Origin of the sequence: Bacillus massiliigorillae (genome assembly GCF_000380245.2) — a bacterium.
In the GTDB taxonomy this organism is placed as follows: Bacteria; Bacillota; Bacilli; order Bacillales; family DSM-1321; genus Bacillus_AD; species Bacillus_AD massiliigorillae.
The window spans coordinates 2831418-2844114 of record NZ_HG428741.1 but is presented as its reverse complement, the minus strand read 5'-3'; the positions used below and the strand labels follow the sequence as shown (position 1 = coordinate 2844114).

Below are 12697 nucleotides of genomic sequence, written 5' to 3'. Positions count from 1 at the left end.
AGAATAGAAAAATAAAATTATAAAAGCATGTTTCGATGAATATTTCATCAAAACATGCTTTTTGTTTTTTTATCGTAAATGACTAATTAGTTATCGTATTGTATAAATCTTTCCAATAAATTTGCTTAAGTTCATCTTTGGTAATGTTGCACTTATTGAGAATAAGCTCGGAAACAATAGCATGATCTTTTTTAGGATAATAATAAGAACCGTTTAATGTTAATGTATTATACATGTTCTTACCGTATTGTAAGATTTTTTTTTCTTCATCACTTAAGATCATCATCCTTTCGTATTGTTCCAATTCTTTTATTAATAAAGTAGAAGAATATGTTTGCTTATTATTAACGAAAAAAAGGCTTTCTGAATCAAAAAAACTAGTTTGATTATGAGAAGTCCTAATTAATTTGTATTTGTTTGAATTTGCTTTTCCGAATATTTTAATGTCAGAAATTTGTATAGAATCTTTCACTTTATTATTCAACAGTACATGACTTAATTCATATGAAAAATATTCTAGTAATAAATATTGCTTTAATACATCATGTTCGGCGAAAGAGTCATTTAATGAGAGATTGATAATTAGAGTTGATTTTTGAATTTTTACATCCACAAATTGAGTTTCTTCTTCAAAGGGATAAATATAACCAAGTTCAGTTACTTTTTGTTTAAATTTGATTATGTCTTTATTTAGATAAAAGAATATTGAGCTAAAGGATACAAGAAATACTATTGTACTGAGTAGAAGGATATTATTTTTCATGTTACTTCCGCTTTCATAGTAATAGTTGTAATTATCTCAATTACTTGTGAAAAAATAATGTGTTTAATTTAAGAGAATTTCAAAAAATATTCTGTTTATGTCACAAAAGGCGTTGTGCATACGTTATAAGGGTGAAAATTGTTTAATAAGAAAGGAGGGGCGATGTGGAGCAAGATAATTTAAATCATACTTTTACTTCTGGAGGAGAAAAAGAGCTAAATAAAGCGATAGAGCTATATGGACACTCGCTTTTAAGATATTGCCATAATATTTTATGTGACTACTATGAAGCTCAAGATGTCGTACAAATAACATTTATAAAAGCTTACAAGAAAAGAAAACACTTTAAAAAAGGAACATCATTATCAGCTTGGCTTTATCGGATTGCCTATACCACTTGTATTGACTCACTAAGAAAGAAGAAATTACTCTTCTTTAGACATTCATATAAAGAGCATGATTCGACATTTATGAATGAAGATTTAAAAGACGCACTTTCTACACTTTCTCCTCAAGACAGAGCGTTAGTATTTAGTCGGGTAATAGATGAAAAAAGTTATGCGGAATTAGAAGAGATTTATCATATTCCCGCATCTACATTACGAAAAAGATTTGAACGAGCAAAGAAAAAGCTAGCAACGGTATTAAAGGAAAACGACGAATATTACGTGAGAATGGAGGGTGAAAATGAATATGGATCAAGATGAATTAATAATAAAGAAGGCATTAAATACAGTTCATACACCAGAATATAATATGAACCATGCAGTACTACGAGAGTTACAAAGACCAAAGCGTTCTTTGTATATAAAGAGAGTTATTCCCATTACTTCTATTATTATAGTCATGCTAGTTTGCTCAGTGGGTGTAAGTGCAGCATATTTTCCTAGCTTTAATCAATTATTATCTATTGTCAGCCCCAAAATGGCATTAATGTTACAACCAATTGAGCAAAGTAGTGAAGATGTTGGAATGAAAATGGAAGTAGTTGCAGCGATGACGGATGAAGACATGGCATTAATTTATGTAACTCTGGAGGATATAACAGGTGATAGACTGGATGAAACAGTAGATCTATTTGATAGTTATTCATTAACAGGCGCTACAATACTGAATAGTGAATTAGTAGATTATGATAAGGAAGCCAAAAAGGCAACATTTAGAATTCAAGCTAATGGAGGAGAGTTTTTAAATAATCAAAAAGTAAAATTTGAAATTCGCTCTTTCCTAAGTCATAAAAAAACATTCAATGAAGTGAAAGTGAATACGAATTTAACAGATATTCAACAAAATATACCTCAAACTATCTTTTTAGATGAAGATTATTCATCTGGTGGAGGGGGAAATTCATATAAGACGTTATATGAAAATGGGAAAACAAAAATCTTACAACCGTTTGAAAATGAGGTTTTACTACCAAATATTAATTTCATGCACATCTCCAATATAGGTTTCATTGATAATCAGCTTCATGTTCAAGCAAAATGGAAAGGGAAAAATCTAGACAATCACGGTTACTTTTATTTAGCTGATTCATTAGGTAATAAAGTGTTACCTACTAATATTTCATTTGGAATTGGTGAGACAGGTCAATTAGAATATGGAAGTGAAATGGAAGAATATATTTTTGATATGAAGAATGTAGATATTAGTAAGCAAAAATTAATGGGTGACTTTGTAGCTAATGCTATCCATACAGAAGGGAACTGGAGCACAACTTTCAAAATACAACCTATTAAAGACGAAAAGAAAATGCAGTTTAGAAGAGACTTTGGAACTTGGACTTCTACAAGTATGATAATCTCACCGTTTGGTGTAACTTTAACAGGGAATGGCGATGATAGTGATTCAAGTCATCCATCAGTAAAGATTAAAATGAAAGATGGTTCGGTACGAGAATTAGATTCATTTGTGAGTTATAGTGAAAATAATAAAGTGAAGCTGAAGGTGATTTCATCATTACCTTTTGATGTATCTAAGGTGAAATCCGTCGTTGTCGATAGTAATGAGATAGATGTACGGTAAAGTCTGATTAAGAATAAAGGGTAAAAAAGCTGTTCGAAAAGGAATTGAAAATCTCTTTTCGAACAGCCGTTTTTTTATTTATCCAATCCAGTGTACTCTAACAATTTTTTGTTGGTCACTGTGTTTCTTGCTTAATACTCTTGTCTTCTCTTGACACCTACTACAGGAGTACAGGAGCAATGGACTTTTTTTGATGATGCTCCATCTATAGATTAGCCTCTTTTTGATTTACTTGTCTCAACCATTGATTCTTTTGTTTTTTTAGAGAAAATGTTAAGCTTCATTTGGAATATAGAATTAGTCAGAATGCCAGCTATTAATCCCCAAAAAGCAGCTCCAATTCCTAAAATCTGCTCTTAGGACTCCAATTCCGGGAGCATTTTGGGAAGCCAACGTTACAATACAAAGAGGGATACCAATTCCAATCAAAGCATCAAAAGAGAATGTAGGTATTGTAAAGATAGGATTAACAAGGGATATTTCAAGCGTTTCACTTTTTAGATTCCCAGTAAAATAAGCTATTAATAATCCAATAACTAAAGTGATAACAACTGTATATCTAGGAGAAAATCTTTTAAATAGTAAATAGCATAATATCATTGGTAATACCAAAACGGGGAAACTTTTCAAAGATGTAAAAACATCCACTCCAAAACTAAGAAGAATTCCTGCAAGCATAGCTGTAGTTATTGAATAGGGTATTCGGTTCATGATTTTTTCGAAGATTCCAGTAGTCCCTAAAAGTATAATTATGATAGCAGAAAAAATAAATGCTCCTATGGCATCAGAATAGGAATAAGTAGACCAACTTGAAACTAGTAAAACCACTCCTGGTGTAGACCAAGCTGTTATTATGGGAGCTTTAAACCAAATACTTAATAATATACACGTTATTCCACTACCTAATGAGATTGCCCATATCCAAGAAGATAAGTGAGAATCATTTAAATGTGCTATTTTTGCAGCTTGAAAAACAATAACTAAGGGCCCAGCGTAAGAAACCATCGTGGCTATTAAGCCAACAACTACTGATGAGACTGAAAAATCCTCTTTTAACATTCCTACAGAAAAGGACTGTTTAAAATTTTTTGACACAAAGCAACCCTTCCTTAAGTTTCTTTTTTTGATATGACTTTGTTCTTATTTTTCACCTCACGTGAATTCTTTGTTTCGATGATAGCATAACAACATCTTACGAAACACCATTTTTTTACCATGATTTATTCTTTTAAAAAAATATTACTGTTCTTCAATACTCAGATAATATGTTAAGATAATTTATAAGGCAGTTGCTTTAGAGGAATATCAACTAAAATGTAATAATTTGCTTAAAAATCTAGGTAGTCCATTTTAATAGGATTACCTTTTATTGTTTCAGTCATTTTAATAGATTCGAAGCTATTAGGGGGAATAACAATGACTACATATAAAGAGGTAACTTGTACTATAGCTTGTAACAAATTAAAGCGCAAAGTTCCGTATTCTTGGGATTTGAACATATATCGTGGTTGTGAGCATGGCTGTAAGTATTGCTATGCCATCTATTCACATAAGCATCTAAGCTCTGATTCATATTTTGACGATATTTATGTTAAGACAAATGTTGTTGAACAGTTAGAAATGCAACTTAGTAGCCCATCTTGGACAAAAGAAGTAGTTAATATTGGAGGAGTAACGGATAGCTATCAGCCAATAGAAGCGCAGTATAAGTTAATGCCAGAAATTCTAAGATTGCTCATTAAATACCGAACGCCTTGTATTATCTCTACTAAATCAGATTTGATATTAAGAGATTACGATTTAATTGAAGAGTTAGCTAATATTACATATGTTAATGTGGCAGCAACGATTACTTGTATGGATGAGGATGTTCGTAGGAAGATTGAGCCTAAGGGAGTAGCATCGCTAAAAAGATTTGCAATGTTAAAGGAAGTGTCAAAAACAAATGCATCTACAGGTCTACATTTCATGCCTATTATTCCATATTTAACAGATGGTTATGAGAATGTAGATTCACTGTATGCTTATGCACAAGATGCAAAAGTGGATTATGTTCTTCCTGGAACACTTTATTTGCGGGGAAATACAAGATCAGTATTTTTTGCTTTTATTAAAGAAGAGTATCCACATTTATATGAACCTTTACAAGCTCTTTATAAAAAAGGTAGTGCGAGTAAAGAGTACAAGGATAAATTATACGTAATGGTCAATGAACTGAAACGTAAATATCATCTCAATAGCAGTTACTCAAAACCAATGAAAGAGAAGCTGAAGCAAGCGGAAGGTGTACAGCTTTCCTTATTTGATTAATATTGAATGTAATGTAAAATTTAATTGGTTTAGATATATTTGGATTTTTGGGTGAGTATATCTATTATTCTAATTTTCTTTTGTTACAATCGAAAAGAATTGAGAATTTTGGAGCAAAATATAACAAGGTTGTAATTGGACAAATTCATTACGAAGGGGATGAATAGACATGACTTCTTGTCAAAACTGTAACTATAAATGGTCAACAAAAGAGATTTGGAGAATTGGAGTTTCTAAAAATGGTCGAGTTTGTGCAAAGTGTGGTAAGAAACAATATTTATCAAGAGACACTAAAAATTGGTTGACAGTTGGGTGGTTAATCCCGTTAATTATTATACTTATACTCGTGCCAAAGCGTTTTGTTAAACTTAGTAATAAAGATGAGCCACTCATCTAATTTGGTGAGAAAGGAAGTTGTAGCTAAGAAGCAAAGACAACAAACATAAACAATAGATAACTAAATTTATCGTAATATTCATAATATATAAAACCCCACTTGTTCTACCGCTTTACACGATGTATAATTCTACAAATATGGGGAGGGTTGGAAATGAGTAAATGGCTGCGGCTATTAAGGTTAATGTTCGGTTTATTCTTATTTGCTCTTGGATCAGTTTGTGTGATGAATAGTAATTTAGGCTATGGTCCGTGGGAGCTTTTCCAATCTGGATTGACCAATCTAATGCCTTTGACTATTGGGGAAGCAACCGTTCTTGTAAGTGTAGTAATTGTTATTATCATACTTTTATTAAAGGAAATTATCGGAGTAGGCACTTTAGCAAACATGGCGTTTATCGGTATTTTTATGGATGTAATTTTATCTACCGGTGTAATACCATTTGGAACAGGAATTATAAGTGGGTTTGTCTTGCTTTTTCTAGGGCTTTTCATCACAGCCTTTGGAAGCTATTTTTATATTAGTTCTGGGTTTGGTGCGGGACCTCGTGATTCACTTATGGTAGCAATTCGTAGGCGCACAGGTCTTTCTATTGGTATGAGTCGTGGAATACTTGAATGCTCAGCAGCGACGGCGGGTTGGCTATTAGGTGGTCCTCTTGGAATTGGAACGGTTATGACAGCTATTTTATTGGGGTTCTGTGTACAGCTAGTGTTTCGCTTATTTTCTTTTGAGGCAACTGCGATTGTGCACGAAAATCTTTGGACGACATTGCAGATACGAGGTAAAAGTAAATCTTAAAGTATACTCTCATAGGAAGAATGTCGTTTGAAAAATATACTTTTTACAGTGTCTAAGTTTAAAACAGCCACACTAGGCTATTGGCCGTGTGGCTGTTTTTTATTTGAATGAAAATAAGAAGTGAACAGTTATCTAAGAAAAGAAGGGTTATTTTTCCTTAAATATACCAAATATGTCCTAAGTCTTTTAGTGGATAGAAACAAAATTCAACTTTCCAATGACAGGGATCATAGAAATAAATCCGAATATCCGGCTATCTTTACTGACTTGTCGATTGTCTCCTAATACGAAAAGACTCTTAAGAAACGTTCTACCATTTTCGACAAAATGTCTTATTTTTGGTATTATTTGTATTTGTTGAGTGCTTTTCTGTAAAAAAGGAAAAAAGTCTCGTATACTATTTACATAGAAGTAACATCTAGTTAACGGGTTTTAGAAGAGCTGTTTGATATAGGCTGATTGAATTAGGGAAAATATTGAATTTATGTATAAAACAGCGAAATAGTAGACGAAAATGTTCTATTTGGAGTTGGATATGTTTTTGAGGTTTGGGAGAAATAGGGGTGCAACATGAATATGAAACCAATGGAACAGGTTAAAATGTTACAAAAGCAAGTGAATGATCTGGAGACAATTTTTCAATGTTCACAATTCGAGATTTTTGTAACAGATGGTAATGGTGTATGTCTTAAAGTCAATCAAGTAGGTGTGGATAATATGGGTTTGCCCAAAAGTGAGATAGTCGGAAGAAATGTACGAGATTTAGTTAACCAAGGAATTTTTAATCCTTCAGCAACTGTCCAAGTTATAGAGGAGAAAAAGACTGTTCAAATCATTCAATTAATGGCTAACGGTGAGCGACGTCATATTACATCAACACCTGTGTTTGATGAGGATGGAGAATTGAAATTAATTATTTCTAATTCAATGGACATTTCGGAAGTTCTTTCTTTACGAGATAAAATGAAAGAAATGGAACGCTTAGTTGAAATATATAATGACCGCATGGCTACACAACGTAAGACTGAAGTGCTTTATGGCAGTAAAATTGTAGCCAAGAGTCCTGTGATGATTCAAATAATGGAATTGCTAACAAGGGTATCGAAAGTAAACTCTACGGTTCTATTATTAGGAGAATCTGGTGTTGGGAAAACAGAAATTGCTAAATGGATACACGGTGAAAGCGGACGTTCGGAAGGGAAATTTGTTGAAATCAACTGTGGTGCGATTCCTGCGAGTTTATTTGAATCGGAATTATTTGGATATGAACCTGGGGCGTTTTCTGGAGGGCTACCGACAGGGAAAAAAGGCTTGATTGAATTAGCGCATAAAGGTACGTTGTTTTTAGATGAAATTGGTGAATTATCCTTAGATCTTCAAGTTAAATTACTTCAAGTGATTCAAAGTAAATCATTTATGAAAATTGGTGGTAGAACATATAAAGAAGTGGATATTCGCATAATTGCTGCAACGAATAGAGATCTAAAAGAAATGGTGGAAAATGGAGATTTTCGTCAAGACTTATATTATCGTTTAGCAGTTGTTCCGATTAAAGTTCCGCCACTTCGCGAAAGAAGAGATGAATTAATTGAATTAATTTTTTCATTATTGGATCGTATAAATAAAAAATATGGTTCTATGAAAGTACTCGCTCCACACGTATTAGAAGAACTAGTAGAATATGATTGGCCTGGTAATATTCGAGAACTAGAAAATACTTTAGAACGATTAGTTGTTACGACAGAAGGTACGCTTATTGATAAAGCATTACATGTAAAACATTCTAATGAGAATAGGGTAGTAGAAGCAGAACAGGAAGTACTGCAAGAGGAGCAGAAATTATACAAAAATATAATTGATCATCCGAATCTAAGTTTAGAGGAAAGATTGCAGCTTGTAGAGAAGGAAATTCTATCACATTATATGAATGAACTTGGTTCTACAAGGAAAGTTGCGAAAATTCTAAATTCTAGCCAAAGTACGATTAGCAGAAAGTGTCAAAAATATAACATTAAAGTGAGGGGTTAGTACGAAAAGCGATTTTTAATCACTTTTCGTACGCCCTTTTACATTTTTTTTTACCATTCTAGCTCTTTTTCAATTCAATCTCGTTTTTGCTTATTAAAATAAAAAAAGATAAATTTTTAGAATGTAGTAAATTTAAATTAATATGATGAAATAAAATCTAAACAAATCGAGTTAAAAATGAATCAAACAATTCATTTTTGATTCGGTTTATTTTGTTTTTGATGCAAAAACGAATCATCTTGTGCAAAATTAGCTGAAAATTGTAATAATTTGTTCACTTTCAGGTTGGCACGCTTCTTGCAATAGTTATTGTATGTAAGAAATAGAAAAAAAGGGGTAATGGAGAAAATAAAGGAAGTGTAAACAACTTAGAACTTATTAGGAAGGTGATTTATTTGGCAGTTCAAAATACTGAATTACAAAAGAATTTAAAAACAAGGCATGTCACAATGATATCGATTGGAGGAGTAATCGGAGCTGGGCTATTTGTTGGAAGCGGTAACATTATCTTGCAAACTGGACCGGCGGCACTTCTATCATACTTACTTGCAGGATTAATCGTAGTTCTTGTGATGCGTATGCTTGGTGAAATGGCGGTTATTAATCCAGATAGCGGATCGTTTTCAACATATGCTAATAACGCAATTGGTCCTTGGGCTGGATATATGATTGGTTGGTTATACTGGTTTAACTGGGTAATTATTGTTGCAATCGAAGCAACACTTTTAGGTCAGATGGTTAATATGTGGTTTCCATCTATCCCTGTTTGGGTAGCGAGTATTGTTTTCCCATTATTGATGTTGTTAACAAATATCTTTTCTGTTAAAGCGTATGGAGAATTCGAATATTGGCTAGCGACTATTAAAGTAGTAGCGATTATTGCGTTCTTATGTGTAGGTGTAGCTATGATAGCTGGTATTATTCCTGGCTATGAGCCTCAAGGATTTTCAGTAATAAAAGATAATGGAGGATTCTTCTCACAAGGATTTTTCCCAGTGTTATTAAGTGTTATTTTTATTACATTTTCTCTTTCAGGTAGTGAAGTAGCTGCGATTGCGGCTGGTGAATCCGAAAACCCAGAGAAAAATATTATTAGAGCTATAAATGCTGTAGTATGGCGTCTTCTTCTCTTCTTTGTTGGGTCAGTATCCATCTTAGTTATGATTATTCCTCAAGATGATGAGAAGCTTCTTGCAACTCCTTATGCAAGCGTATTCGATATTGCTGGTTTACCTGCAGCAGCTACAGTGATGAACCTAGTTGTATTTGTTTCTTTAATGTCTGTATTAAACTCAGGATTATATACAGCTTCTCGCATGGTCTATTCACTTTCATTAAAAGGTCATGCTCCTAAGATTTTATCCAAAGTAAATAAAAAAGGTGCACCAATTGCTGCACTAATTTTAAGCTTAATCGTAGCGTATATTTTCACAATGTTCAAATTTATTTCTCCAAATGGCGTATTTAGTTTTCTAGCAAATGCTTCAGGCGGTGTATCTTTGCTTATGTATATTGTCGTAGCAGTTTCACAAATTATTTTACGTAGAAGAATGGAGAAAACAAATCCAGCAGGACTCAAAGTGAAAATGTGGTTATTCCCATTTTTATCTTATGCAACGATCGTTGTAATTGGCGGAATCTTCATTGCACAAGCTTTTATTGATTCAATGCGTATGCAGTTCTATTTAACTTCAGGTCTAGCAGTTTGTACGGTTCTTTCATATTTCCTTTTTGTTCGTAAACATGATAAGGCAAATGGAAGTCTTCAGAAAAAGGTTGGTTAATAGATTGTAGATTATTTAATAATAATAAAACAGAGGCGTTCTAAAAGTGCTTGCAAAACACTTTTAGAACGCTTTTTTTTTGTCTTTCATTTTTAGAAAAATCCGCTTTCATACCTAGTATATTGAAAAATGCTTCCTGTTTTTTCAATATATCTAGTATTTTTTTATGACTCATATAATCATGAAATAACCTTTTCGTATCACATGTTGGATGAAAAATGGGATAAAAATAGAGAGAGTTACCTGTTTTGTAATAGAATCGTAATATTCTGAATTGATAGGTTTTGTTAGAATAGAATTATAATCCGCAAAGTCGAAATAAACCGAATTTTATACTATAAGGTAGGTGGACTTTATTGAAACGATTTTTATCTCTATTATTGGCGGTAGTTCTAGCATTTTCGCTAATTCCTGCTAAAGGTCATGCAGCAACGTATACTGGTAATGATGTTGTGAACATTGCGAACAAATATTTAGGTGTTCCTTATTTGTTTGGAGGGAACACACCAGAAGGATTCGACTGCTCGGGTTATTTAATTTATGTTTTTAATCAGGTTGGAATTTCACTTCCTCGTACCGCTGAAGATCAATACAATAAATCTGGTGTAAATGTTGATCAAAAGGATTTACAAATAGGAGATTTAGTTTTCTTCTCTGGTACATACAAGCCTGGAATATCACATGCAGGTATATTCGTAGGAGATAATAAGTTTATTTCTGCAACGAATAGTGGTGTTGTGATAGCAAGTTTAGATAATACATATTGGAAACCAAAGTACACAGGTGCAAAGCGTGTTCTAAATGCAGACAGCTCTCAGACATCCTCTGCTTTTCCTGATATAGAAAAGAATCATTATGCTTATGAAGCTATTAATAAATTAACTTCACAAGGTGTAATATCAGGATTTCAAGATGGAACTTTTCGTCCAAACACCAATGTAACTAGAGGGCAAGCGGCAGCAATTATTAATCGTGTATTAAAGCATACGGCAGCGACTAATGGATCTTTTATAGATGTATCTCCAAACAATACATTTGCTAAAGATATTGCAGCTATTAAAGAATTAGGTATTATTAATGGTTTTCAAGATGGAACGTTCAAACCAAATGATGTTATGACAAGAGCGCAAATGGCTGCTATTGTAAAGAATACTTTTAAATTAAAGCAGCAGAATATTGTGAGCTCTAGTAGTGACCCAATCTATAGTGATGTAGGTCCAAATAATACATTCTTCGACGCTATTACAATCATGTACGAAATTGATAAAACACAAGGCTTTAAAACAGACAAATATCTGCCAAACCAATCGGCTTCAAGAGCAGACTTCTCTGCAGCTATTTTTAATGGTATGAATGCTCGCTAAGAAGCCAGTTTGATTGTTTGTCAAATGCTAGAATTCGACCACTAGTTTTGACCAATAGAATAATAGATGAAAAGAAGGTGACTAGAATACGTCGTTGAATGACGACGTATTCTAGTTACCTTCTTTCGTATGAATTGTTAAATATTGAAGGGAATAATCGTTGGATTTCGAAAAAATGAATCACAAAATAATTTTTCAAAAATATATTGACTCATAGTTATATTGAGAGTAAAGTAGATAAAAATTTCAATTATTGAAAAAACACTTAGGTTTTGGAATAGAAATATTTTTTTGGAACTAAAACCAAGTATTCTAATGAGAATTATATAATAAATAATTATTAAGAAGGAGTGGGGAAAATGAAAAAAGGTAAATGGATACTAGGGGCATTATTAGCTCTTGCATTGGTGGTGCTTGGCGGTTGTGGAAAATCAGAAGAAACAGCTTCAGAAAATAAAGATAGTAAAAAAGGCGAATCGAAAGAAGTGACATTGAAAATTAGTGCTTCATCAACACCACATGCAGAGATATTAGAATTTATTGCACCGAAGCTAGAACAAGAAGGAGTTAAGCTCGACATTACAATTACACAAGATAGTATTCAAACAAACCAATTAACGGCAGATAAAGAATTAGATGCTAACTTCTTTCAACACACTCCGTATCTTAATCAATGGAATAAAGATAGTAATCAAAATCTTGTAAGTGTAACGGGTGTTCATATTGAGCCGTTTGGGGTTTATTCGAAAAAATTAAGAACATTAAAGATTTACCTGTAGGAGCAAAAATTTCTGTACCAAAAGATCCTGTTAACTTCTCTAGAGCGTTACAGTTGTTTGCAGCAAATGGGATTATCGAACTGAAGACCTCAAAATCAGATTATACAGTTGAAGACATAACAAAAAATGAAAAAAAACTAGAATTTATTGCAGTGGAGGGAGCCGTTCTTGTTCGTTCATTAGATGATGTTGATGCCTCAGCTATAAATACAAATTATGCATTAGAAGGTGGTTTTCAACCACTTAAAGATGCCTTAATCATTGAAGGGAAGGATTCACCATACGTTAATATATTAGTTGCTCGTCCAGATAATAAAGAAGATGAAAGTATTCAAAAGCTAGCGAAGGCGTTAACAACACCAGACGTGAAGCAGTTTATTGAAGAGAAATATGAAGGAGCTGTTGTTCCTGCTTTTTAATTAAAAATCAATCAAACATAGGATAGG

The 12697-nt window shown here is 32.9% G+C and carries 10 protein-coding genes and 2 pseudogenes; 9 read left to right on the top strand and 3 right to left on the bottom strand.

Annotation, left to right across the window (positions count from 1 at the left end):
- Positions 1–82 precede the first annotated feature (82 nt).
- Positions 83–763, bottom strand: a complete 681-nt coding sequence (locus TX86_RS13205) for a hypothetical protein (protein WP_042349254.1) — start codon at positions 761–763, stop codon at positions 83–85.
- 164 nt (positions 764–927) lie between these two features.
- Between TX86_RS13205 and TX86_RS13200 the strand changes: the two genes are divergently transcribed.
- A complete protein-coding gene (locus TX86_RS13200; protein WP_042349253.1) occupies positions 928–1470 on the top strand; it encodes an RNA polymerase sigma factor in 543 nt (180 codons plus the stop codon).
- Positions 1451–2788, top strand: a complete 1338-nt coding sequence (locus TX86_RS13195) for a hypothetical protein (protein WP_042349252.1) — start codon at positions 1451–1453, stop codon at positions 2786–2788. The genes TX86_RS13200 and TX86_RS13195 overlap by 20 nt, the downstream gene beginning before the upstream one ends.
- A gap of 297 nt (positions 2789–3085) precedes the next feature.
- Here TX86_RS13195 and TX86_RS13190 read toward each other — a convergent pair whose 3' ends face one another.
- Positions 3086–3883 carry a benzoate/H(+) symporter BenE family transporter gene (locus TX86_RS13190; protein ID WP_052343661.1) on the bottom strand — a complete coding sequence of 266 codons (798 nt, stop codon included), beginning with the start codon at positions 3881–3883 and terminating at the stop codon, positions 3086–3088.
- Between the two features lie 321 nt (positions 3884–4204).
- On the opposite strand from TX86_RS13190, the gene TX86_RS13185 reads away from it, so the two are divergent.
- The 3 genes from TX86_RS13185 to TX86_RS13175 all read left to right on the top strand — a co-directional run bounded on the left by TX86_RS13185 (position 4205) and on the right by TX86_RS13175 (position 6296).
- Complete coding sequence (locus tag TX86_RS13185) at positions 4205–5098, top strand: SPL family radical SAM protein (RefSeq protein WP_042349251.1); 894 nt, start codon at positions 4205–4207, stop codon at positions 5096–5098.
- Positions 5099–5267: 169 nt separating this feature from the next.
- On the top strand, positions 5268–5495 hold the full coding sequence (locus TX86_RS13180) for a TIGR04104 family putative zinc finger protein (protein WP_042349250.1): 228 nt from the start codon (positions 5268–5270) through the stop codon (positions 5493–5495).
- Positions 5496–5648: 153 nt separating this feature from the next.
- Positions 5649–6296: a YczE/YyaS/YitT family protein gene (locus tag TX86_RS13175; protein ID WP_042349249.1), complete on the top strand. Its 648-nt coding sequence runs from the start codon at positions 5649–5651 to the stop codon at positions 6294–6296.
- A gap of 186 nt (positions 6297–6482) precedes the next feature.
- On the opposite strand, the pseudogene TX86_RS26745 reads toward TX86_RS13175, so the two are convergent.
- A pseudogene (locus tag TX86_RS26745) lies at positions 6483–6590 on the bottom strand (S26 family signal peptidase); the annotation flags it as partial.
- A gap of 276 nt (positions 6591–6866) precedes the next feature.
- Between TX86_RS26745 and TX86_RS13170 the strand changes: the two are divergent.
- The 4 genes and pseudogenes from TX86_RS13170 (at position 6867) to TX86_RS13155 (ending at position 12670) form a co-directional block, all read left to right on the top strand.
- Positions 6867–8324: a sigma-54 interaction domain-containing protein gene (locus TX86_RS13170; RefSeq protein WP_052343660.1), complete on the top strand. Its 1458-nt coding sequence runs from the start codon at positions 6867–6869 to the stop codon at positions 8322–8324.
- A gap of 395 nt (positions 8325–8719) precedes the next feature.
- Positions 8720–10108, top strand: coding sequence for an amino acid permease (locus TX86_RS13165; protein WP_042349248.1), 1389 nt, complete (start codon positions 8720–8722; stop codon positions 10106–10108).
- A gap of 356 nt (positions 10109–10464) precedes the next feature.
- Positions 10465–11472 (top strand): C40 family peptidase, encoded by a 1008-nt coding sequence (locus TX86_RS13160; protein ID WP_042349247.1) that lies wholly within the window; start codon positions 10465–10467, stop codon positions 11470–11472.
- A 359-nt stretch (positions 11473–11831) separates the two neighbouring features.
- A pseudogene (locus TX86_RS13155) lies at positions 11832–12670 on the top strand (MetQ/NlpA family ABC transporter substrate-binding protein).
- Positions 12671–12697: the final 27 nt, after the last annotated feature.